19 protein-coding genes are annotated in these 23,563 nt (G+C 43.9%); 12 read left to right on the plus strand and 7 right to left on the minus strand.

What is annotated here, in order from left to right; all coding sequences use genetic code 11:
* Window positions 1-50: 50 nt before the first annotated feature.
* From CRENPOLYSF2_RS13265 to CRENPOLYSF2_RS13290, 6 genes are all read right to left on the minus strand, one after another.
* A complete protein-coding gene (locus tag CRENPOLYSF2_RS13265) occupies window positions 51-695 on the minus strand; it encodes a class I SAM-dependent DNA methyltransferase (protein WP_087144429.1) in 645 nt (214 codons plus the stop codon).
* Window positions 692-1,195: a hypothetical protein gene (locus CRENPOLYSF2_RS13270; RefSeq protein WP_087144430.1), complete on the minus strand. Its 504-nt coding sequence runs from the start codon at window positions 1,193-1,195 to the stop codon at window positions 692-694. The genes CRENPOLYSF2_RS13265 and CRENPOLYSF2_RS13270 overlap by 4 nt, the downstream gene beginning before the upstream one ends.
* Before the next feature lie 8 nt (window positions 1,196-1,203).
* Window positions 1,204-2,121: an ABC transporter ATP-binding protein gene (locus tag CRENPOLYSF2_RS13275; protein WP_087144431.1), complete on the minus strand. Its 918-nt coding sequence runs from the start codon at window positions 2,119-2,121 to the stop codon at window positions 1,204-1,206.
* Window positions 2,118-2,939, minus strand: a complete 822-nt coding sequence (locus tag CRENPOLYSF2_RS13280; protein ID WP_087144432.1) for an ABC transporter permease subunit — start codon at window positions 2,937-2,939, stop codon at window positions 2,118-2,120. The genes CRENPOLYSF2_RS13275 and CRENPOLYSF2_RS13280 overlap by 4 nt, the downstream gene beginning before the upstream one ends.
* A gap of 102 nt (window positions 2,940-3,041) precedes the next feature.
* Window positions 3,042-4,493, minus strand: coding sequence for a magnesium transporter (mgtE, locus tag CRENPOLYSF2_RS13285; protein ID WP_087144433.1), 1,452 nt, complete (start codon window positions 4,491-4,493; stop codon window positions 3,042-3,044).
* A gap of 263 nt (window positions 4,494-4,756) precedes the next feature.
* Window positions 4,757-5,275, minus strand: a complete 519-nt coding sequence (locus tag CRENPOLYSF2_RS13290; RefSeq protein WP_245807996.1) for a C40 family peptidase — start codon at window positions 5,273-5,275, stop codon at window positions 4,757-4,759.
* Between the two features lie 313 nt (window positions 5,276-5,588).
* Here CRENPOLYSF2_RS13290 and CRENPOLYSF2_RS13295 point away from each other — a divergent pair, with 313 nt between their 5' ends.
* The 11 genes from CRENPOLYSF2_RS13295 (at window position 5,589) to greA (ending at window position 18,778) form a co-directional block, all read left to right on the plus strand.
* Window positions 5,589-7,253, plus strand: a complete 1,665-nt coding sequence (locus tag CRENPOLYSF2_RS13295; RefSeq protein ID WP_087144434.1) for an alkaline phosphatase — start codon at window positions 5,589-5,591, stop codon at window positions 7,251-7,253.
* Between the two features lie 10 nt (window positions 7,254-7,263).
* Window positions 7,264-8,958: a glycoside hydrolase family 17 protein gene (locus CRENPOLYSF2_RS13300; protein WP_087144435.1), complete on the plus strand. Its 1,695-nt coding sequence runs from the start codon at window positions 7,264-7,266 to the stop codon at window positions 8,956-8,958.
* 7 nt (window positions 8,959-8,965) lie between these two features.
* Complete coding sequence (locus CRENPOLYSF2_RS13305; RefSeq protein WP_087144436.1) at window positions 8,966-10,168, plus strand: phosphoribosyltransferase domain-containing protein; 1,203 nt, start codon at window positions 8,966-8,968, stop codon at window positions 10,166-10,168.
* The gene (locus CRENPOLYSF2_RS13310; protein WP_087144437.1) at window positions 10,140-10,886 is read left to right on the plus strand and encodes an HAD family hydrolase; all 747 of its coding nucleotides are present in this window, start codon (window positions 10,140-10,142) and stop codon (window positions 10,884-10,886) included. The genes CRENPOLYSF2_RS13305 and CRENPOLYSF2_RS13310 overlap by 29 nt, the downstream gene beginning before the upstream one ends.
* Window positions 10,887-11,178: 292 nt before the next feature.
* Complete coding sequence (locus tag CRENPOLYSF2_RS13315; RefSeq protein WP_087144438.1) at window positions 11,179-12,309, plus strand: hypothetical protein; 1,131 nt, start codon at window positions 11,179-11,181, stop codon at window positions 12,307-12,309.
* 139 nt (window positions 12,310-12,448) lie between these two features.
* The gene (carA, locus tag CRENPOLYSF2_RS13320) at window positions 12,449-13,582 is read left to right on the plus strand and encodes a glutamine-hydrolyzing carbamoyl-phosphate synthase small subunit (RefSeq protein ID WP_087144495.1); all 1,134 of its coding nucleotides are present in this window, start codon (window positions 12,449-12,451) and stop codon (window positions 13,580-13,582) included.
* Between the two features lie 23 nt (window positions 13,583-13,605).
* On the plus strand, window positions 13,606-14,178 hold the full coding sequence (locus CRENPOLYSF2_RS13325; RefSeq protein WP_087144439.1) for a Uma2 family endonuclease: 573 nt from the start codon (window positions 13,606-13,608) through the stop codon (window positions 14,176-14,178).
* A 56-nt stretch (window positions 14,179-14,234) separates the two neighbouring features.
* Window positions 14,235-14,471 carry a hypothetical protein gene (locus CRENPOLYSF2_RS13330; protein ID WP_087144440.1) on the plus strand — a complete coding sequence of 79 codons (237 nt, stop codon included), beginning with the start codon at window positions 14,235-14,237 and terminating at the stop codon, window positions 14,469-14,471.
* Window positions 14,468-14,833: a type II toxin-antitoxin system VapC family toxin gene (locus CRENPOLYSF2_RS13335; RefSeq protein WP_087144441.1), complete on the plus strand. Its 366-nt coding sequence runs from the start codon at window positions 14,468-14,470 to the stop codon at window positions 14,831-14,833. The genes CRENPOLYSF2_RS13330 and CRENPOLYSF2_RS13335 overlap by 4 nt, the downstream gene beginning before the upstream one ends.
* A gap of 47 nt (window positions 14,834-14,880) precedes the next feature.
* Window positions 14,881-18,099: a carbamoyl-phosphate synthase large subunit gene (gene carB, locus CRENPOLYSF2_RS13340; protein WP_087144442.1), complete on the plus strand. Its 3,219-nt coding sequence runs from the start codon at window positions 14,881-14,883 to the stop codon at window positions 18,097-18,099.
* A gap of 202 nt (window positions 18,100-18,301) precedes the next feature.
* Window positions 18,302-18,778: a transcription elongation factor GreA gene (gene greA, locus CRENPOLYSF2_RS13345; RefSeq protein ID WP_087144443.1), complete on the plus strand. Its 477-nt coding sequence runs from the start codon at window positions 18,302-18,304 to the stop codon at window positions 18,776-18,778.
* Window positions 18,779-18,837: 59 nt separating this feature from the next.
* Here greA and CRENPOLYSF2_RS13350 read toward each other — a convergent pair whose 3' ends face one another.
* On the minus strand, window positions 18,838-20,142 hold the full coding sequence (locus CRENPOLYSF2_RS13350; protein WP_087144444.1) for an Lcl C-terminal domain-containing protein: 1,305 nt from the start codon (window positions 20,140-20,142) through the stop codon (window positions 18,838-18,840).
* 833 nt (window positions 20,143-20,975) lie between these two features.
* Between CRENPOLYSF2_RS13350 and CRENPOLYSF2_RS18610 the strand changes: the two genes are divergently transcribed.
* Entirely contained in the window at window positions 20,976-23,552 is a 2,577-nt protein-coding gene (locus CRENPOLYSF2_RS18610) for a beta strand repeat-containing protein (protein WP_140396867.1), read from the plus strand.
* Window positions 23,553-23,563 lie beyond the last annotated feature (11 nt).

Below are 23,563 nucleotides of genomic sequence, written 5' to 3' on the forward strand. Positions count from 1 at the left end.
TATTGGCGTAATTTGCCAATCGCAGCAGCTGCATGAGATTCCCCGCACTTTTAATCACACCCCGTTAATGCGGATGATTTTCTTGCTACGATGGCCAGCCACGGTTGTTCTGCTAGCGGTTTACCGGCAGGTCGATAATAATGGTTCAACACAGTGAAGCCTGCGGTTTGCAAAAATAATCTACTGGTCTCTAATTGCAGATAATGCCCGTAACGCTGTCCAGACCAACCTTCGCCATTACCGCGCGGATTAGATATAAACAATATGCCCTCTGGCCTTAAGGCTGTATGCAAGTCTAAAAGCACCCGTGGTAGTTCTGTACTGGGCACATGAAATAACGACGCGTTGGCAAACACACCGTCAAAAGCGTGCTGTGCTAAGCTGAGGCTCAGAAAGGTTTGATGCAGAATGGGGCAGCCCGTGTAGACACGCGCCATTGTACAAAATACTTCGCTACCATCAAGACCCACAGGACGATGTCCCCGTGTTTTAAAATACGCCACATCTCGACCAGGCCCGCAGCCAAAATCTAAAATATCCAGTTGCTTATTGTTTGGCAACGGCGCTAAGAAAGCGGCGTAATTTTGACTGACATCGTGGTCTTTAGTGCCTTGCCAAAACGCATCGGCATTTTGATTGTAATGGCTTAGCGTCAGCGTTTCTATAGTATTTAATTCAGCGGTGTTGGCTATCATGCTTTTCTTTGCGTATCGCAATCGCTTATATCGCGGTAGACCAGCGCAGGTGCTGATTTTAAAAACACATCCGCATCAAAATGCTTTAGCCAGGCCACGTTTACAATAACGTCTTCATACAGCCAATAATACAGCCCAGATTGAAACACGCTATACCGACAGTTATATTGGCACTGTAACCATTGATTGTTGAGTGAGCCAACCATGTGAGGCAGGCTGTCTACTTTACTAGCCCAATAAGCAAGACTTTGATCTACTGTATTTATATAAAAACGGTCGAAAATCAGTAGCTCATTGCTCACCACAGGAGGCTTCACTCGATTGCCTTGTCGGTCATCACCGTGCTGATCAATAACACAGCGTTTATCTAAAACAAATAGCGCGGGCGGAAAATATACAGCGTGTTGATGGCCAATAGCAGAACGTTGCATAACATCGGCTGGACTTCTTTGGCTTTTGTCCCATTGCTTAATAATGATTTGTAAAATTAATAGCGACACAATTGATACTACTCTCTAAAAAACAACTTCTCTTCTAATGATTTACCATGACTCAACTGCCGATAACGCCACTGATTAGCACTGATACACTGCATTAGCTGCATATCCATATTGGCTTCTAGGTCTGAATTATAGGTAATAATAAATTCGTTTTTTTGTGGGTTAGTAATTTGCTCAACACCGTTTAAAAGCTGAAGTTTAGCCATAAGTTCTGTTGCCGGACACGCTTCCATTTGCAACGTTATAAAACGGATGTTGGCTTGCTGCTCGTTTATCGTGGCATATTCTGGCTGCAAAATCCCTTTTTCCAATAATAAAACCCGCTGACACAAGCGATCCAGCTCAGTTAAATCATGAGAACTGATAACAAAAGTTGTCTCTGTTGATTGTTCGGCAATAATTGAACGTACAGTACGGACATTAACGGGATCTAAGCCAGCGGTAGGCTCATCCAGCAATACCAATGCCGGCTTGCCTATTAAAGCTTGGGCAATTGCCACCCGTTTACCCATACCGTGACTAAGCACTTGCGGCTTTTTGTGTGCTATATCACTGAGCGTTACCGCCTCCAGTACACGATTGGCTTCTGAGATTGCTTGCTGCCGAGTTAATCCTTGTAAACGCGCATAAAAAACCAATTGTTCTATAAGAGTAAAGCTTGGATCTAATCGCGCATCTTGCGGCAAAGCAGACACCTTACCAATCAACTGCGTTGCGCCAGGCGAGTAGCCAAACAAGCTAACTTTACCTGATGTTGGCCGTAAAAAGCCGCATAGAATACTCAACAACGTGGTTTTACCCGCACCGTTTGGACCAACTAAACCGATAGGTTCGCCCGCCTCTAACTCAAAATTGAGATTGCTAAGTGCAAGTTTGCCCGAATAAACATGGCTTAATTGTCGGCATTGAATAATCGCTGTTTTCATAATGTTTGCCTTACCATTAACCAACGACCTAAGCCCAATAAAACCAAGGCTTGCAAAATAGGAATATAAGCCAATTGCAAAGTTTTCCACTCCGACAACTTGGTTAAATCGGCTATTTGATAGCCTGGAATCAAACATTTAAAAAAGTCCAGTACCGGCAAATAATGCGCCAAGCCACTGATAATAGCCGCAAGAAACGTCCAAATTAAAATAGCCCACAACGTTGCTTGGCGCACCGATTTAACTTTGGCAGACAATACCGCCATCATGGCGGTGAAAGGTAAAATCGCCAAAGCAACATTAACAACAATGGCTAACAGATTAGCTAATGCGGCAGAAAAAAGTGTAGCGTCACGGTAAACTACCAAAGCCAGCGTTGCTAATGCCGTCATGCTAATTAATAGCATCTGTATCAGCATAACACCCAAAAATCGTCCAAAGAAAATACTGTCACGACTACTGCGTAAAGCGATAAAACGCAATGTACCGCGTTCTCGATCGGAACAGCTTTGATCGGCGGCCAGGTTAATGCTTAACATAGGAAAGATAAACAAGGCAAAATGCCAATAAACTGCAAATTCTGGGATAGCCCAGTGGTGTAAAGAACTCAGGCCAATAAAATCAAAAAAACTAGAGCCCTCAATAAACCCTTGACCTTTTATGAGCATATCGGCAGCAAAACGCAACGGATACCGCAAGATAACATACCAAACAACGGCAAAGGTTAGCAAAGACAGCAGGCCTTTGCGGGTTGCAAAAAACCTTTTCAGTTCAAATTGGCTAATAAGTAAGAGCTGGTTAAAGAAGCCGGAGTGCATAATTTTATTTTAATTCCGTTGAGTCATGAGGACTTGCCATCTAAAACACTGCGTGTATTGCTTTAGATTCTAGCGTAATTACAACGTATTCGCTACGACACATTAAACACGGTGAATTAAAAATAAACTCGCTAAACCTAAGAAAATAAAAAAACCCATAGAATCGGTAATTGACGTTAACATAACACTGGTACCAATAGCCGGATCTTTACCAAACTTATAGCGCAATAACGGGATAGCTAAACCCACCGAAACCGCAACGATTAAGTTAATAAACATGGCCATTGCCATCACCGCCGCCAGCGCCAAATCTCGATACAACAACCACACTAAAAAACCCACTAAAAATCCAATCAATGTGCCGTTTAGCGCAGCCAATGTCAGTTCTTTTTTAATCAACCGGCGTTTATTAACCGGTGTTATTTGGCCTAATGCCAGCGATCGTATAATCAAAATACTGGTTTGATTACCTGTATTACCCCCCGTTGCGGCGATAATTGGCATCAACGAAGCCAGCGCGACCAATTGTAAAATCACATCTTCAAACAATCCAATAATACGCGTGGAAACAAATGCCGTGGCAATATTAATCAGCAGCCAACCCCAACGATTTTTAGCGCTTTTCCAAACACTGGAGAACAAGTCCTCTTCTTCGGACACCCCTACTTTGGCAAGCATGTCTTCGTCAGTTTTATCACGGATGAAATCGACAATACTGTCTACACATAAACGACCTTGCAAACGACCGTCGCTATCAACAACTGGCGCTGAAATAAGATCGTAGCGCTCAAAAGCCCGTGAAGCCTCGGCGATTTCTTGCCCAGCCTGAAAATGTACAAAATCGCTGATCATCACATCGGCCACCGACTGCACCGGCAAATGCGTCAATAATCGGTGTATGGGTAAAATACCTTTTACAATACCGTGCTGATCAACAACAAAAAATTTATCTGTATGCTTAGGCAGCTTACCCAGTTTACGAATGTAAGCGGCAACAGCTTTTAAATTCAGGTCATCTTGTATAACAATCATGCCCAAATCCATGCGTGAACCAACCTGATTTTCTTGGTAAGATAAAATATCGTTTAAGTGCTTACGTTCTTTATTATTTAAAGAACGCAGAATTTTCAACATGGCTCGCTTAGGTAAGTCAGCGGCTAAATCAGCAATTTCATCGGTATTTAATTTACCAGCGGCATTAACAATTTCTTCCGCCTCCATGCTGGATATTAACGTCTGCCTTACCGCATCAGACACTTCCAGTAAAACATGGCCGTCATCGTCTATTTTTATGGCATCCCAGGCAATCTGGCGCTGATCTAACGGCAGAGACTCTAAAATATAAGCAATATCAGCAGGATGCAAGAGATCGAATTTTTCTTGTAAGCGATTTTGTTGTTGTTTATTAAGCACAGCCTCGACCAAATCATGATTAATGATAGGCCCACGCTCTACTAATGATTTTTCTAGCTGCTGCTTTTCAAGCAGCGTCACAATTTCTTGTAATTGCTGCTGTAAAAATTGTGTGGGACTGAGTGTGTTGGAAGATGCCATAACGTAGGGTCTACTTAAGGTGGATCGATAGCGGTTATTAACGACACCGTTAACGACACAAATAATGTGTTTACAGCGTTATTGTAATTCAATTTTAAATAAAACCACGTTATCGCAGGAAATAGGCTTAGATAACCTTTTTTTGTATGTCTTTATTCGCCTTTAAAAAAACACTTACCAAGCACGTAGGAAAATTTAAAAACATCTTTTACATTGATTTTTCAAATCAACGAATTGAATAATCAACACAGTAAAACCTACACTTAAGGCCGCCGTGCCCCTGTAAAATGTTTACGCCAATATTGATTATTAAGATCGGATACCAACACCCTACCGGTACGCTGACTGGGCGCATGAATAAACTCATCATCCTCAATATAAATACCCACATGAGAATAGGCTCTACCATTGGTATTAAAAAACACCAAGTCGCCAGGCATCAGCTCGGCTTTTGTAATCGCTGGCAATACGTGCGCCATATCCTGCGCTCTACGCGGTAACGATTTGCCATATTGTTTATAAACATGCTGAACAAAACCGCTGCAATCAAAACCCTCTTCTGGCGAAGATTTTCCGTAGCGATAAGGCGTGTCTTCTAAGCTTAATGCGTAATCAACAATAGCTGCTTTATTTTTGACAGACCCAATAACACCAGGTTTTATGTCTGGCGAACTGGCGCAGCCTGAAAACAACAGCACGACACCCACCAAGACACTAAAGCGCATAAATCCATATAAATAACTGCCCGTATTATCGTTTGTTTTAATCTCATATCTGTCCATAATAAAAACCCTGCTAATAAAAGTTTTTCGTAGTTGACATCCGTTATAAAAAGCGCGGCTAACAAAGTGACATTTGATTTTCTCTCATCTGTTTGGAGCGCGTTTTTAATAGCAATCAACTCTCTATCAGTATAGATCGTGGCAGTATGCTGCACAGAATATTGAACACGATACGACATAATTTTCTGCTGAATCCAATAATTAATAAAACGCCAGCTCATTGGCAAAAGACATCAATATCCATTAAAATACAGCTACTTCGTATTATTGTTGTACTTAGCAGGCGCTTAACTCAGTTTAGAGAACAAACTCAATGCCAACATTAAAATACATCCGCTGGCTCAGTTGTTTTTTAAGCCTTACAGCATCAAGTTGTGCCGATTTAACACCGCGCCTAAGCGTCGAACCACCACTAAAAAATGTCATTCTGATTATTGGCGATGGTATGGGGCCACAGCAGATCGGCCTATTATTATCCTATGCAAGACAAGCGCCCAACTCTGTTATTAAAAATCGCCGCACGGCACTGGATCGCGTGCTTAATAACGGTCAATTGGGCATTTCTTTAAGCTATCCCGATAATGCCTTAGTAGTGGATTCTGCTGCATCAGCCAGCCAAATAGCCACGGGAAAATTTGCCGGTTCAGAAATGCTCGGGCTAGACAAAGACGGTAATCCACAAACCAATATTATCGAACACGCCAAACGTCTGGGTAAAGCGACAGGATTGGTTTCTGACACGCGAATTACCCATGCGACACCGGCGGCCTTTGCTGCACACCAAACCCATCGTAGCCAAGAAAATGACATTGCCGACGATTTATTAGCCGCAGAACCAGATGTGATGTTCTCGGGTGGTTTTAATAATTGGATACCCCAGCACGCCAACGATAAACACTCAGCACTGCATGCGCAATTATCACAATTAATAAAACACAGTTTTCCAGTAACATCTGAGCGTAAAGACAATAAAAATTTGCTGACTGTAGCACAACAAAAAAACTATACGCTGGCGTTTAACAGCACGCAAATGCAACAAGCACGCGGTAAAACGTTGGGCTTATTTGCAGATTCCAGTATGGCAAATGGTATTATTGAAGCGCACAATAAAAACACTGCCCAACACACCGAACCCACGCTAACAGAAATGACGCAAAAAGCGTTGGAAATTCTGGATTTTAATCCAAAAGGATTTTTCCTGATGGTAGAAGCAGGACAAATTGATTGGGCGTGCCACCATAATGACACCGGTTTGTTATTACACGAAATGTTACGTTTTAATGACATGCTCAATACAGTTTTGGATTGGGCAGCCAAGCGCAATGATACTTTAATTATTGTCACTGCTGACCATGAAACCGGTGGCTTTGGTTTCAGCTATTCCAATGCTAATCCACCCAAAGGTCGTCATTTATCGGGCAGTGCCTTTGCCGGTGGCACGCTATTTCAACCTAAGTTTAATTTTGGTGATCCGATGATATTAGACAAACTGTACGCACAACAACGCAGTTATCATGATATTTTTGCCGAGTTTACGGCTTTACCCAAAAACCAGCAGACCGCTAAAACACTGGTTAAAAAAGTAAATCATGACACATCATTTGCTATTACCGAAACAGATGCGACTAACATATTAAAAACCAAAATTAAGCCTAATTATCATTCTGACCAATCTAAAATAGCCAAAAACACCCCTATAATGCCTGTTAACGCAGCATTTTTTATAGGCGATATGGATAATCGTGAAAACTTGCTGGCACAAGCCGTCGCCACAAAGCAAAGTGCAGTGTGGGCAACCGGCAGCCACACCAGCACACCGGTATACGTTTTTACACAAGGACCAAAACATATCACTGCTCAGTTCAAGAAGATTTTACACCACACGGAGTTAGGCCAGTTAGCACTGGATGCCCTACAATGCTCCCATGCTAATGCTGTTTGTAATAAACCGCCTCCCCCAGCCAATGTCGTGGAGTAGATAATCCGCTATGAGAATATTTGTAATTGTTAGTCTAGTGATGTTAGTTAACGGGCTGTTTGCTTGGTTAATCAACTTACCTCAGAATGTAGGCCAAGACGTGCCACAAGGCAAGCTTAACAGCTTGTCGTTTGCACCGTTTCGTACAGGGCAAAGTCCTTTAGAAGAAAAATTCCCCAGCGCTGAGCAAATTGACGAAGATTTGCGTTTATTAGCGCAAAAAACCCATATTGTGCGCACTTATTCCAGTGCGCGGGTGATGAATACCATTCCGTCTTTGGCGCAAAAACACGGTTTGGAAATGATTCAAGGTGCGTGGATAGGCTTTGTTAAAAAAGACATTCGAACCGAAATTGCAGAATTAATTCACGCGGCCAATACTTACCCCGATGTTGTTAAACGGGTGATTGTGGGTAACGAAGTGTTATTGCGCGGTGAGATGGAGCCGGAAGAGCTGATTGGCTATATCCGCGAAGTGAAAGCCGCCATTAAACAGCCGGTGTCTTACGCCGATGTTTGGTCGATGTACATGAAAAATCCCCAGTTAATTAAAGAAGTAGACTTTATCACTATCCATATCTTGCCATACTGGGAAGACGAGCCGATTCCCGTTAGCCAAGCGCCGGCACATATCGCTAAAATTTATAATATTGTTCGTAAAGAAGCCGAAAGCATTGCCCCAGGCAAGCCAATCTTGATTGGGGAATCCGGCTGGCCAAGTGCAGGACGACAACGTGGCTGGGCCGTGCCTAGCGTTAGCAACGAAGCCGAGTTTATTAGAGGCTTGCTTAAAGTGGCTACCGAAAATAAGTTTGATTACAACATTGTCGAAGCCTTTAACCAACCCTGGAAAGATGCGTTAGAAGGCGTGATCGGTGCAAACTGGGGCATTTTTACCGCAGATCGCAAGCATGACGTGTTTCCGCTCACGGGTAAAGTCTACGAGAATGTCAATTGGTTAACGCAATTTGGCTATACCTGTGCGCTGTTACTGGCGGTGACGCTATGCTATCGTAAAAAATTACACGCACTGAGTATCTCACAGCACGCGGTGTTTTTACTGTTCTCACACCTATTATTACTGGTGCTGGTAAGTTTGGCCTGCCATCTTTGGTATACCAGCTATAACAATACACAGTATTGGCAATCGTTTGCCGCTGTCAGTTTAAATGTGGCGCTGGTGGTGTTATTAATGCAGCGTGCCAGCCATATACTTACTAAACAAACCAACCCTAAAACAGGGCTATGGTTATACGGCCTGTATCTGTTTTTGGTGATCTTAGCCCTGAACAGAACCTTCGACTTAGCCACCGATGGCCGCTATATCAGCTTCCCCTTTAGCTTAACAGCGCTTCCTGTGCTAGGCTTACTGGGTTTAATGATTCTGCACTATTTAGCCAATAAGCCTTTACCAGAAAAAACCCTTGCGCTTGACGTTCTCCTGGGCAATCAACGTATCGTGGTGCATCATAAAATTATCGGCTACGGTTTACTGGCGATGGTGGTGGGCTTACTGTTTGGCGAAATTCGTTCTTTTATGGTGGGCAGAGATTTTGTCGCTGAACACCCTGAGTTTATCCAGCGTTTCGGACGGGCATTTGTGTTTACTATTACCAATCTGCAACTGGTTGAATGGCTGGTTAGCCTGATAATTTTGGCCGCTGCTTTTTTACTGTGTAAACAACCCATTCGCCGCCTACACTAATCCCTACATGTCACCCACACTCACTATCAATTTAGACACCGGTTTTTTACATATCACTACTGAACCAGGACGTATTCCGCTCAGCCGTTTATTGGGTTTTGCGGCACGGATCAGTAGTAAACGAAAATTTTTGTTGGTCAGCAAAATCTTGGGTAAACACCATCCAGTAGCACCGCGCATGATGAGTTGGTCTTACCGTGCCTTAGCGCGTGCCTTGCTTAAACACAGTCTCATTGGCGAATCTCTCTGGCTAGGCATGGCAGAAACCGCTACTGGTTTGGGCTACGGTGTCTTTGCCGCCGCTTATCGTGAAGGCGTGCGCAACAGCTTGTTTATACAAACCACCCGCTACCATATCGACGGTGTGAAACGTTTGGAATTTACAGAAGCCCACAGCCATGCCACCGATTTCTTCCTATATTATCCCGATACAGAAGAACGCCAGCAGCAGTTTTATCATGCGCAAACCCTGGTATTAATTGATGATGAAATCAGCACCGGTAAAACCTTTTTACGTTTGATTCAAGCTTACCAAGCCATTAACCCTAATCTGTGCAAAGTGTTTATTGTCAGCCTGGTTAATTTTGCCAACCCGATTGATCGCAAAGCCCTAGAAACAGAAGCCGGCGTGCTGGTACAGTGGGTTTCTCTCAGGCAAGGCTGTTTTCATTTTGAAGAACACGATAATCCCGCATTGGCCGCTATAACGGTCAACGTATTGGGTAATGGCCGCTGTAAAAAACAGTTATTCGGTTGGCCAGGACGACAAGGCTTAAATGCGCCAATTACACTCGACAGTGATATTGTTAATGCCTTACTGAACTTCTTTAAACCCGCAACAACCAGCGACACCTTGATACGTCCGGTTTTGATTCTAGGATCGGGTGAATGCAACGTGCCTGCTTACTTGCTTGGCCGCGAACTGGAACGGCACGGCTATAAGGTAAAAGTGCAAAGTACCACGCGCTCGCCGATTCACGTCAGCAATGCCATAACCTCAGTCATTCAATTTGAAGATAATTACGATGACCAGATCCCTAATTTTATCTACAACCTTGACCCCAGCGCGTATCAAGAAATTATCCTGTGCCATGAAACACCGTTGTGCCACGCTTTGCGCACACTGCTTGATCAATGGCACGCTATCAGCGCCCGCATAGACCTTCCGGCACACTCAACCCATGCAAGCTTACATTTTTTTAGACCTTGACGATACGCTGTTTCAAACGCTCAAAAAATGCGCCGAGGACGATTATCCGCACTTAAAGTTACGCGCTACTTTACCAGACGGTACGCCCAATTCTTTTGCTACCGCTAAGCAGCAATGGTTGTGGCAGTGGTTGGCCAGAGATTTTAAAATGGTGGCGGTAACCGCACGAGATTTTCATGCCTTTGGCCGTGTTGATTTACCGTTTCAGGAAGACGTGGTGTTAAATCACGGTGCGGTTATTTTAGATAAGCAACGCAATATAGATGCGCTGTGGATGGCTAAAATGCAAGCTGCATTGCCATTTTACGTTGAGAAATTAATGGCCGTTTGGCAACAGGTTACAGCGTTTTGTGCGTCAGATACAGGCTTTAAACTCAGATTGGTTGATGACTTTGATATGACGTGGTATGGCGTTATCAAGCATAAATCCGGCATCGAAGCTGCATTGCTACCGATATTGCACGCTATAAAAACACACGAGCATTTTGTTGATGGCAGTCTGTATTGGCATTTAAACGGCAATAATTTGGCGATTTTACCCAAAATAATCAATAAACAGGATGCGGTGGCGTATTTGATTGCACGTTATAAACAGCAATTTTCCGAGCTAATCACTTTTGCCGCCGGTGATAGTCAATCTGATGCGGCGTTTTTGGCACTTTGTGATTATGCACTGATTCCAACCAATACCCAGTTGTTCAAAACATTCATTCCTTAAGCAGATTATTTCGGCGAGGTACTGCACTTAATCTGGCAAAATCTGCTCATCTAAAGTATTACAAATCTACACGTCACTTGTTATCAATGCAAAATAAAAACACTGTAAGCATTTATACGTATTGTATGTAAAAGCAATTTATATCATTATGCTGCTAGGCCTACTTGTGTGGGCGACACAAAGCAAGCTCGATCTGACTCAAGTGATAATACGTCATTGAGTCTGTTAGTCGCCATGTTAATACAAGAGATATAAAGTGCATTCAAATTATTTGGTTGTGGCTAGTACAAATATGATTTCTATAAAAATCCGCATTATACTTAGCATAACTGCTACAGTAACCTTAGGTAGTGTAGTCACTGACAATGCTTATGCTGATACTATCAAACAATTTCCCATTCTTGAAAGACTTCAGCGTCAAGGGAAACCGTTAGCAAGTGAAACCACAAAATGGATGAAAAAATGGCGAGGTGTCGACCTAGATAACCCCGTATTTAAACTGAATGAACTCTCAGGCAGTTCATCTGTGTATTTAAAAGTCCGAAAGCCAGATCCTACCGATAAAGACGGCTACAAAGCCTATGGCACATTCGCGTCAAGCAACGCATCGGGCAATCCTTACACTGAAATTGCCTATTTTAATCTAGCGGCTATCTTAGGCTACGATCATATTTTTCGGCCTGCCGTTCGCTATGCATTAGGGGCACGAGCAAGACAGGCATTCAAGTTTTTACTGCAAAATACAGTTATTCCTGTAGGCAATCGTCTTGAAAACAAAATACACGTTTTGCAAGACATTGCAACCGGCAAGCCACTGAAAGGTTGCTTAAAAGCCAAAAAACTCGATACAAACATGGCTTACGATGCCATTGCCGACATAAAAAATAATTTGCCTCGAAAAAACAACGCTATCATCGCCGCTTTGCAGGCTGGCAATACACAACCCAGTTCCAGTCAAAAGCTTACTCTTCTATCAGGTTATAAAGCCAATCTACTGCAATTGGCACGCGAGTATTCAATCATCATGACCTTGGATGTTATCTTTCAGCAATGGGATCGTTACAGCGGTGCTAATGTTGTTTTAGCAAAAGATAATACGGGTATAGCGCATTTTTATTCCACAGATAATGGCGGTGCTACATTAGAAAAAAATACAACGCAAGTAGTGCATAATCTCAAAAATTTTAGTCGCTATGACCGCAAAACAATTCAACAATTAAGAGCGCTGTATGTTTTTTTGGTGACCCCATCCAAAGGTTTTCTAGGCTACAAAAATGCAGAAACTTTTGTGGTTGATTTGGGGTTATATAACAATCTAAAACCAACAGAATACGTTGCTATACTCAAACAAAACTTGCGGCTACTGCTTAATCAGGTGGCTAACGTTGAGCGTCAGTTTGGTAACAAGGCCTACCTGCCATAATAGTTTACAAAACCAAGGCTGAAACTTAAAATTGTTGATGATCAACATGGTATAATTTTGTATAGTATCCCAGTTTACACATTTTATGACGGGATGAGTCGCAGGATTCATCCCGTTTTGCACATTTGAGGTGGCGTGTTTGAGCAAGTCGGCATTATTGGTATTGGAAGATGGCACAGTATTTAACGGCGTATCGATAGGCGCTGACGGTTGCTCAGTGGGTGAAGTGGTATTTAACACCGCGATGACCGGCTATCAGGAAATTCTCAGCGATCCGTCTTATGCGAAACAGATCGTCACATTAACCTATCCGCACATAGGCAATGTCGGCACCAACAGCGAAGATGACGAATCGGCGGGCGTGTTTGTCAGTGGCTTAGTCATCCGAGATTTACCCTTGCTGACCAGTAATTGGCGCAATGAAATGTCTTTGCAAGATTATTTGCTGAAACATAATGTGGTGGCTATTGCCGATATAGACACCCGCAAGCTCACTCGGTTATTGCGCGACAAAGGTGCGCAACGCGGTTGTATTATTGCTGGCGAAACTGTTGATATCGAAACCGCACAACAAGCTATCGCTGGCTTTTCTGGCTTAAAAGGCCTCGATTTAGCCAAAGAAGTTACCACTGCCAAGTCTTACGAATGGACAGAAGGTGTGTGGGATTTACAAGCAGGCCATCAACCCGGCGTAAACCTCACCAAGCATGTTGTTGCCTACGATTTTGGTATCAAACGTAATATCTTAAGATTGATGGTCAAGCGCGGTTGTCGCATTACCGTAGTGCCAGCGACTACGCCAGCCGATGTGGTGTTGGCCATGCAGCCGGACGGTGTGTTCTTGTCCAATGGCCCTGGCGATCCTGAGCCGTGTACTTACGCTATTGAAGCCATTAAAACCATTCTTGCTACCCAAACTCCAGTGTTAGGTATTTGCTTGGGTCATCAGCTACTCGCTTTGGCCAGTGGCGCACAAACCGAAAAAATGAAGTTCGGCCATCACGGTGCCAACCATCCCGTGCAAGAGCTGGCTACTGGCCGAGTGATGATCAGCAGCCAAAACCACGGCTTTGCAGTTAACGAAGCCAGTTTGCCGGATAATCTAATTCCGACTTACCGTTCGTTATTTGATGGCAGTTTGCAAGGTATAGAACGCACCGACTGCCCCGCCATGAGTTTTCAGGGACATCCTGAAGCCAGCCCTGGCCCGCATGATGTGGAGTTTTTGTTTGATTGGTTTATTGCCAAGATGGATGCGGCGAAGTCAGCTTAACATTAGTATTATCAGATATTGCCATGACAACTTTGCGAAAAATCACTTATTTATCGGAGCAAGAATATTTAGTTGCTGAACTGACTGCCAACGTGCGTCATGAATATATTGATGGGCAAATTTATGCGATGGCTGGGGCAAGCGAGAACCATAACCGTATCGCGGGCAATGTGTTTTTTCAATTACGGGCGGCAGCTCGCGGTGGACATTGCGGTGTTTTCATGAGTGACATGAAACTGAAAATTGCCTGGCAAAAAGCGTATTATTACCCTGATGTTATGCTGGCTTGCCATCGTCAGGATGATGGGGAACATTTTAAGCAACAACCTTGTCTCATTGCTGAGGTGTTATCCCCCAGCACAAACAAAACGGATCGGCGCGAAAAGCTCTGGGCTTATCAAAAAATACCCAGTTTGCGGTATTACTTACTGGTGAGCGCTAATCGAGAAAACGTTGAATATTTTGTCCGTAATAGCCAGGACGAGTGGCAATCGGCACTGCTGGAAGCGCATGAAACGATCACAGTTGAATGTGAAAACTATCAGGCAGTTTTGAGTTTGACTGATATTTATGAGGATGTGGTATTTGATGGCTGATGCTACGGTCTTATTAGTAAATCGTTAATGCATCAATGAATTGACGGAGGTGCGACATGTTACAAATAACTTTAGAACTTAAAAATAACGAGGATGAAAATCTTTTATTGCCTTTGTTGCAACGTTTAGGTATCAGCTACACAATGCTAAAAAAAGAAGACATTAATCCCGACAGTCTTGATTTCCACCGCCGCGTTATTGAACAAGGTGTTGATGTAGTAGATTTTAATAGCTTACTGCAAGAATTTAATAAAAGCCGCCAAGATAGATATTTACCGTTTGACAGCGAATGAAGTTATTGGACAGCAACATTCTTATTTATTCGCAACAAACACAATATGCTTATTTGCGCCCCCTTATTTTTGATAAAGAAAGCTATGCTTCAAAAATTACCCAACTTGAAGTATTAGGTTTTCATCGTTTGGATGATAAAGCCATGCAATATTTCACAAGCTGCTTCCAGTTTATAAAATTGATTGCCATAAATAACACTATTATTGATAGCTCGATTATTCTGCGTCAGCAACGAAAAATGTCTTTAGGTGATGCCATTATTGCCGCGACTGCCTTGCTTTACGACGCGACAATAGTAACGCGCAATGTGGATGATTTCTTAAGTATCAAAAATCTAAAGGTCATAAACCCTATTTTGTAATGATATTCTCGCCAAAACCCAACACACACTAAAACAAACGGTAGAACATGCCCAAAAGAACCGACATAAAATCGATATTACTCCTAGGCGCAGGCCCCATTGTTATTGGCCAGGCCTGCGAATTTGACTATTCCGGCACACAAGCCTGCAAAGCCCTGCGCGAAGAAGGCTACCGTGTCATTCTGGTCAACTCCAACCCTGCCACTATCATGACCGACCCTGATATGGCCGATGCGATTTATATCGAACCTATTGATTGGCAAACTGTAGAAAAAATCATCGCCAAAGAACGCCCCGATGCTATCTTGCCCACAATGGGTGGCCAAACCGCGTTAAATTGCGCCTTGGATTTGGACAAACACGGCGTGCTGGCCAAATACGGCGTGGAAATGATCGGCGCCACCAAAGCAGCCATCCACATGGCCGAAGACCGCGAACAATTCAACCAGGCCATGCGCCGCATTGGTTTTGAAGTCGCCAAATCCAAAACCGCGCACTCTATGGAAGAAGCCTTCGCCGCACAACTGGAAGTGGGTTATCCCACTGTCATACGCCCCTCATTCACTATGGGTGGCAGCGGCGGCGGTATCGCTTACAACAAGGAAGAATTCGTCGAAATTTGCGAACGCGGTCTGTATTTATCGCCCACCAAAGAACTGTTGATTGAAGAATCGGTGCTGGGCTGGAAAGAATTCGAAATGGAAGTGGTACGCGACCACAAAAACAATTGCATCATCGTCTGCTCCATTGAAAACTTTGACCCAATGGGCGTGCATACCGGCGATTCCATCACGGTTGCCCCCGCACAAACGCTAACCGACAAAGAATACCAAATTCTGCGTAATGTATCGCTTGCCGTATTGCGGGAAATTGGTGTCGATACCGGCGGCTCCAACGTACAGGTAGCGATTAATCCCGTCGATGGCCGCATGATCGTCATTGAAATGAACCCACGGGTATCACGTTCGTCGGCTTTGGCCTCTAAAGCTACCGGTTTTCCGATTGCCAAGGTGGCGGCAAAATTGGCGGTGGGTTTCACACTGGACGAGCTGCAAAATGAAATCACCGGCGGAGCAACACCGGCTTCTTTTGAGCCGTCGATTGATTACGTGGTGGTTAAAGTACCGCGCTTCACCTTTGAAAAATTCCCGCAAGCCGATGACCGCTTGACCACGCAAATGAAATCGGTTGGCGAAGTGATGGCCATAGGCCGCACCTTCCAGGAAGCGCTGCAAAAAGCCTTGCGCGGTTTGGAAATCGGTATCAGCGGCCTGGATGAAATTACCGATTTAACCTCACCGGATGCGGGCGATAAAATGCGCCGCGAAATGCGTCATCCTGGCCCCAATCGCTTGCTGTATGTTGCCGATGCCTTCCGTAGCGGCATGAGTCTTAGCGAAGTTCACGACTCCAGTAAAATTGACCCGTGGTTTTTAGCGCAGGTTGAGGATTTGGTCATTACCGAACAATCCCTATCCACCAAAACCTTGTCGACCTTAAAAGAAGGTGAGTTGTACAAGCTTAAACGCAAGGGATTTTCCGATATTCGCATTGCGAAATTATTGGGTGCCTCAGAAAACGAAGTCCGTAATGTTCGCCATAAACAAAATCTGCATCCGGTGTATAAACGCATCGATTCGTGCGCGGCGGAGTTCTCCTCCGATACTGCGTATTTGTACTCAACCTATGAAGAAGAGTGCGAAGCGCGAGTTACCGACAAGGAAAAAATCATCATACTTGGCGGTGGCCCCAACCGGATTGGCCAGGGCATCGAGTTTGACTACTGCTGTGTCCACGCGGCTTTGGCTTTGCGTGAAGACGGTTACGAAACCATCATGGTCAACTGCAACCCTGAAACCGTGTCCACCGATTTTGACACCTCAGATCGTTTGTATTTTGAATCGTTAACGCTGGAAGACGTGCTGGAAATTGTGCATTTGGAAAAACCCAAAGGCGTGATTGTGCAATACGGCGGCCAAACCCCACTGAAACTGGCGCGTGCCTTGGAAGCCGCTGGCGTGCCGATTATTGGCACTTCACCGGATTCCATCGACTTGGCGGAGGACCGTGAGCGCTTCCAGAAATTGCTGGAACGTTTAAACCTGAAGCAACCGCCTAACGCCACTGCACGCTCCACCGAACAAGCCATTAATGCCGCCAAAGAGCTGGGCTATCCCCTGGTGGTGCGCCCGTCTTATGTATTGGGTGGCCGTGCGATGGAAATTGTCTTTAACGAAGAAGGCCTTAACCGCTACATGAAAGAAGCGGTGTCTGTGTCCCATGATTCGCCGGTATTGCTGGATCGGTTTTTGGATGATGCGGTAGAAATGGATGTCGATGCGATTTACGACGGTGAACACACCTTGATTGGCGGCTTGATGGAACATATCGAGCAAGCCGGTGTGCATTCAGGCGATTCGGCTTGTTCTTTGCCGCCTTATGAACTAGCACCTGCTATTCAGGACAGACTGCGTGAGCAAGTCCATGCCTTGGCTGAAGCCTTGGGTGTTAGAGGTTTAATGAATACCCAGTTTGCCGTGCAAGGTGAAGATATTTATGTGCTGGAGGTCAATCCACGGGCTTCGCGTACCGCGCCGTTTGTCTCCAAAGCCACCGGTTACGCATTGGCCAAGATTGCGGCACGGGTAATGGTAGGGCAAACCTTAACACAGCAAGGCATTACCGAAGAGCGTATTCCGAGTTATTTTTCGGTTAAAGAGGCGGTGTTCCCGTTTGTTAAATTCCCAGGTGTTGACCCATTATTAGGCCCTGAGATGAAATCCACCGGCGAAGTCATGGGTGTGGGCAAAACTTTTGGTGAGGCGTTTGCCAAATCGCAACGCGCGGCAGGCGTTAGCTTGAATGCCACAGGTAAAGTACTTATCAGCATTCGTGATGCGGACAAGCACAAAGCCCCAGAAGTGGCTAAAATGCTGGTCAGTAAGGGCTATCAGATTGTCGCTACCGGTGGCACAGCCAAATACATTAAAGACGCGGGTATTCCGTGTGAGATTGTTTACAAAGTTAACGAAGGTCGCCCGAACACGGTGGATATGATTAAGAATGATCAAATTCAGCTCATTATTAACACTACAGAAGGCGCAAAAGCTATTTCGGATTCCTTCACCATGCGCCGCGAAGCCTTGCAACATCGCATCGCCTATTACACAACGATGGCCGGTGCAAAGGCGGCGTGTTATGCTTTAGGCGAATTGGATGCAGGCGAAGTCAACAGTCTGCAAGATTTGCATAAAACCTTGTCATAATAGCTAAAATAAAGTTTTTACACGTAACTGAGATAATGAGCGGGACTTAACCGTTCGTCCTGAAGAAGCTTGGCAGGGCGGACGTTTAAGTCGTTCATGGCACAATTGGACTTAGCAAAGCCTGGTTGTGGGCTGACCATGAACGGCTTACTCTTTATCTTGACTGGCATTGAAAAATAATACCTGTTTGGAGCTGTAAACCATGATTAAAGTACCCCTCACCGTTAAAGGTGCAGAAAAATTACGTGCCGAATTAGAAGAATTAAAATCCGTGGTACGACCACGCATTATTGCATCCATTGCCACTGCCAGAGCGCACGGTGATTTAAAAGAAAATGCCGAATACCATGCCGCTAAAGAGCAACAAAGCTTTGCTGAAGGCCGTATTGGCGAAATTGAAGGCAAATTGTCCAACGCACAAATTATTGATGTCACTAAGGTGGATGCCAATGGCAAAGTAGTGTTTGGCGCAACAGTAGAATTAGAAGCCATTGAATCAGAAAAACGCGTTGTTTATCAAATTGTCGGCGAAGATGAAGCCAGTATTAAAGAAGGCCGTATTTCTATCGGCTCGCCGATTGCGCGTGCCTTAATTGGCAAAGAAATGGAAGACGTGGTAACAGTTAAAGCGCCAGGCGGTAATATCGATTATGAAATCATCAATATTCAATATATCTGATCGGTTAACTCAATTAAACTGTTAGCTTGCGGAAATACCCGCAATAATTAAAACACTGATTAATCCAAAACGGGCTGTGTGTTGCGTACCAATCTAAGCTGATAGTCACTGTATTTATAGCTCCAGTCGTCATACCCATAGCCAAAAAAAACATACCATGCATAACTGCTACTGCTTGCATATGGCGATGACGACCAAAACCACGCCGGTGTTTCTGGAAATGCTGCTGTCACAATAGTCGGGCTGACGGAATTATCATCACAGGCGTTCAAGGTTTTTTCGCCTACCGCGTGGGTTTTACCACTGCTGCAATACACTAAAGTTTTCAACTCCTCTCGTGTGGGCACACGCCAATCGGTATAACCTGCATAATCAACGTTCTTAAAGCTATTCATTGCCTGTTCCCATGAATAGCTTGTTGCCGCACCGGTACAACTTTTGCCTTGCCAATTTTGTCCCAGGCTACACCGCATCCACATTAAGCCTGTTTTAGTGTCTTTTACCAAACCGTCCTTCACTTGATAATGTGCTATTGCTTGCCAACCCGCTGAGCTGTCGTGTTTAGTTTGCAAAGCTTCAATACGCTGCTGACGCTGCGTTTTTGTATTATATTCTAACTGCTTCTGTGCAATAGCTGCATACTGGCCACTAGGGTATTGCTGTAAATAATTTCGATATAATTCAATATTGGGATGCGTTTGAATACTACGCCAATATATTTTTTCAGCGTTACCGGCATCGTCTACTATTTCAACATGCTCAGTCGGTAGGTTTACTGCACGCGACATTTTCATATAACTGTTCAGTTGGGTACGCGCAATATCAGCGAACCGACCCTTCGGATACTGTTTTAAATAATCTCGATATAATTCAACGCTGGGATGGCTTTCAACACTTGCCCAATACAGTTGCTCAATACTGGCTGTGTCCTGCGTTGTTAGATTTTTTGGGGTCGACACAAATGCTTGATACAGCTCAGCTGTGGGCATTAACTCTGCGTAATCGGCTATTTGGGTACGCGCCAATCTTATAAATTTTCCGTTAGGGTACTGATTTAGATACGTACGATAGGCGGCTGCACTGGGGTGTTTTTCTACACTTTCCCAATAAATTTGCTCGGTTTTATCGGCTTCATCATCAGGAAAAACCTCTTTAACATCAATAACAAACATTAAAAATGTCATTATACTGACAACAATACCGGCAATTTTGGTGACGAGGCTTGAATGATGGTGCGCGACAAAAGCCTGAAAAAGTAGCCCCCCTGATACAATAGAGCCCAACAGCTTAAGCACGGTAATAATAAGTGCCGACATGATATGGTTTATTTTATTATTGGCGGCAGTAACCAAGCCAAGTTTCACCTGTTACCACACGACTGAATGCTTACATATTAGCAGAATCGAGCGATTCTAAAACCTCAGCCGCCTCAGAAATAGAAATACTTTGTCTAAATTCATGTCTTCATTTTCAACGCAACCATTAATATATTCACAGCAAAGATCAAAATTCGGCTCGCTGGCTAAATAATCTGCTTCGCTCATACGGTTATCCATATATGAGTAGCCTATAAAATGTATCCTTGCTTGTGGATTAGCCTAATTTACTAAACTCTACTCACTAACTAAAAATAAAAGCTTACAAACGTGATGATCGTATAAAATATACTTACCTTATACAACACAGTTAACGTCGGTTATTTTTACAAACTCAATTATATATATCATTGCCTTACATGACTCATTATTCATAAATAAGAAAAACTTTAACAGTCATTATGAGTATAAATCAATGTCTGATTAATTTACGAAGAAGTCATTAAATCAGCGTATAAAAGACACTCAATAATCCTACAAAACTGATTATATAAACAATAATAATCTTGGTGTGTATTTTGCTTAACTCTATAAGGACTACCTAATGATTTGGTGTCATTCAATTTTGAGCTTATTGCCTTAAAGCATTAAGCTTATCAAACTGGCTTGTTTAGATAAAGCCTACCGGATGAAAAAAGAATGCCTCATCCTGAATTATCAAAATAATAAGCACCAGCTTTCAATTGAGCGCCATTTGTTAGGTGATTCTACCAAAGTCTCGTACACGATGTTCGAGATCCAATTCCCTTTAAAATTCCGTTTTTGCTAAGCTTAATTGGACACAATAAGCTCGTAAAACAAAAACAACACTCTGGAGACAAATGATGGCCATAATAATTAAAGGTGGTTTCGGTAACAATAGTTTAACCGGGACTTTAGCTGACGAAATCCTTTATGGATTAGAAGGTAATGACATTCTCAATGGCGGCGGTGGTAATGACCAACTGTTTGGTGGCGCAGGAGATGATACGTATATTATTAATGGTGTAGGTGATATTGCCAGCGAAACCAATACCGATAACAGCGATGCCGGAGGCACAGACACAATAAAAACGTCGATATCTTTTACATTGGAAAATTTTTTAGAAAATCTAATTTTAACCGGTACAGGCGCTATTAACGGCACAGGTAATAATCTGGACAATACCCTAACCGGCAATGCCGGTAATAATCTACTCATTGGCGCTGCTGGAGATGACGATCTCTATGGCATGGCAGGTGATGATGTCTTAGAGGGCGGTGAAGGCAATGATATGCTGAATGGCGGTACAGGTGTAGATCAAATGTTTGGTGGTGCAGGTAATGACAGCTATTTTATCGACAATGCCGACGATGTCGTCAGCGAAGACACTATTGCCGGCGATGATGCAGGCGGTATCGATACAATCAACACACCTTTTTCAAGCACATTAAGTAGTTTTTTTGAGAACCTAACCTTAACAGGTAACGCAATTGTTAACGGTACTGGCAACAGTTTTAACAACACGTTAACAGGCAACGCAAATAACAATACCCTTACCGGCGCAGAGGGCAATGATGTTTTATACGGCAAAACTGGCGATGACATCTTAAAAGGCGATGCAGGCAATGACATACTTGTTGGTGGTGCAGGTAAAGATAAAATGTTCGGTGGCGCAGGCAATGACATTTATTACGTAACTTCTGCTAGCGATGTCATCAGTGAAGACAATGCGGCGGGTAACGATACCGGTGGCACCGATACTGTTAGTACAAACATTAGCTATACTTTGGCTGATCGCTTTGAAAATCTTGCCTTATCTGGCTCAACAAACATTAACGGTACTGGCAATGCAGTAGATAATATATTACGCGGTAATGCGGGTAATAATATTTTACTAGGCCTTGCCGGTGAAGATACTTTAAATGGCGGCGTAGGCAATGATACCTTGCACGGCGGTGATGATACTGACCTCTTGATTGATAGCGATGGCGATAACACGCTTTCCGGTGAAGGTGGAGATGATTTGCTTAATATAGATAACTCAACCGGCAATAGTACGCTGGACGGTGGCATCGGTCTTGACAGTTTTTCAGCCATTCGCTCTGTAGGCAAAAACGCATTGCTAGGTGGTGCCGGTGACGACCGTTTTGATATTGAAATGGCCAGCGGCGACAATACCGTAACCGGCGGAGACGATGATGACACTATTCGTATGGATTCAGCCAGCGGTAATAATACCCTAGATGGCGGCACAGGCAATGATTTTATTAACGGCAACAATACCAGCGGCAACAACAGTATTAATGGCGGCCTGGGCGATGATCGTTTAATACTCCTCGCCCCAAAAGGCTCTAACACCTTGCTGGGCGCTGAGGGCTATGATCGCATTACACTGTCTGCGGGTAACACAGCCTCAGCCATACAAACAGTAGACGGTGGTGACCAACAAGACACGCTTATTGTTGATTACAATAATGCCAGTACGGCACTATCTATGTCTTTTGATCCAATAAACAATACAATTGGCAGCATTATCACCGATACCGATCAGATTAAATTTACAAATATCGAGATTCTGACTATTACTGGTAGCAACTTTAACGATACCATAAAAGGCGGCGAGGGTAATGATAAACTCAATGGTGGCGCAGGTGATAATACCGTACTTGGCGGCAACGGCGCAGATGCACTATTGATTGACAACAATGCTTCAGGAAACAATACGTTAGACGGCGAAGCAGGTAACGATACGCTATCGTCTTCTGGCAGCACCGGCAATAACACGTTAAACGGTGGCACTGACAATGACACATTAACAATGAGCAACGGCACGGGTATCAATACGCTTAATGGCGGTGACGGTGATGATAGGCTAACTGTCTCAGGAAATACCGGCACGACTACATTGTTAGGCGGCGCAGGTGACGATGTGCTTTTCGCTAAACAATCTAACGCGTCTAATACATTAAACGGCGGTGAAGGCAGCGACTTTTTAGATGCCACCGGCTCTATCAACGCAACTATCATGATGGGTGGCGACGGTAATGACAACATAATAGGCGGCTTAAGTAACGACCGGTTAATCGGTGGTTTAGGCAGAGACACGCTGCATGGCGGGGCTGGCACAGATAGCTTTGTTTTTAACACTGCACCCGATGGCTTATTAGATAAAATCAGCGACTTTTCTTTAACAGAAAACGACATCATCGAAATTTCTGCCGGTGCTTTCGGTTTAAATTTAACCAGCGGCAAATTAGATATCGGCCAATTTACCTCAATATCCGCAACCTCAGTGGATCATCACTTTATTTACAACCAAGATACTGGGGCATTATCATTTGATAGCGATGGTGATGGTGCTACTGCACCTATCCAGTTGTTGGGTATTAGTGTGGGCATTGCACTGACAGCCGACAATATTAATATTGTTGCTTAACATACACTAAC

The organism is Crenothrix polyspora, assembly GCF_900163755.1.
GTDB classification, from domain to species: Bacteria; Pseudomonadota; Gammaproteobacteria; order Methylococcales; family Methylomonadaceae; genus Crenothrix; species Crenothrix polyspora.

Coding starts and splice junctions, on each gene's coding strand:
- CRENPOLYSF2_RS13305 (WP_087144436.1), top strand. CDS start 8,966: ATGTCACCCACACTCACTATCAATTTAGACACCGGTTTTTTACATATC.
- CRENPOLYSF2_RS13310 (WP_087144437.1), top strand. CDS start 10,140: ATGCAAGCTTACATTTTTTTAGACCTTGACGATACGCTGTTTCAAACG.
- CRENPOLYSF2_RS13330 (WP_087144440.1), top strand. CDS start 14,235: ATGTTACAAATAACTTTAGAACTTAAAAATAACGAGGATGAAAATCTT.
- CRENPOLYSF2_RS13290 (WP_245807996.1), bottom strand. CDS start 5,275: ATGGACAGATATGAGATTAAAACAAACGATAATACGGGCAGTTATTTA.
- CRENPOLYSF2_RS13315 (WP_087144438.1), top strand. CDS start 11,179: ATGATTTCTATAAAAATCCGCATTATACTTAGCATAACTGCTACAGTA.
- greA (WP_087144443.1), top strand. CDS start 18,302: ATGATTAAAGTACCCCTCACCGTTAAAGGTGCAGAAAAATTACGTGCC.
- CRENPOLYSF2_RS13335 (WP_087144441.1), top strand. CDS start 14,468: ATGAAGTTATTGGACAGCAACATTCTTATTTATTCGCAACAAACACAA.
- CRENPOLYSF2_RS13325 (WP_087144439.1), top strand. CDS start 13,606: ATGACAACTTTGCGAAAAATCACTTATTTATCGGAGCAAGAATATTTA.
- CRENPOLYSF2_RS13300 (WP_087144435.1), top strand. CDS start 7,264: ATGAGAATATTTGTAATTGTTAGTCTAGTGATGTTAGTTAACGGGCTG.
- CRENPOLYSF2_RS13295 (WP_087144434.1), top strand. CDS start 5,589: ATGCCAACATTAAAATACATCCGCTGGCTCAGTTGTTTTTTAAGCCTT.
- mgtE (WP_087144433.1), bottom strand. CDS start 4,493: ATGGCATCTTCCAACACACTCAGTCCCACACAATTTTTACAGCAGCAA.
- CRENPOLYSF2_RS18610 (WP_140396867.1), top strand. CDS start 20,976: ATGATGGCCATAATAATTAAAGGTGGTTTCGGTAACAATAGTTTAACC.
- CRENPOLYSF2_RS13280 (WP_087144432.1), bottom strand. CDS start 2,939: ATGCACTCCGGCTTCTTTAACCAGCTCTTACTTATTAGCCAATTTGAA.
- CRENPOLYSF2_RS13275 (WP_087144431.1), bottom strand. CDS start 2,121: ATGAAAACAGCGATTATTCAATGCCGACAATTAAGCCATGTTTATTCG.
- carB (WP_087144442.1), top strand. CDS start 14,881: ATGCCCAAAAGAACCGACATAAAATCGATATTACTCCTAGGCGCAGGC.
- CRENPOLYSF2_RS13265 (WP_087144429.1), bottom strand. CDS start 695: ATGATAGCCAACACCGCTGAATTAAATACTATAGAAACGCTGACGCTA.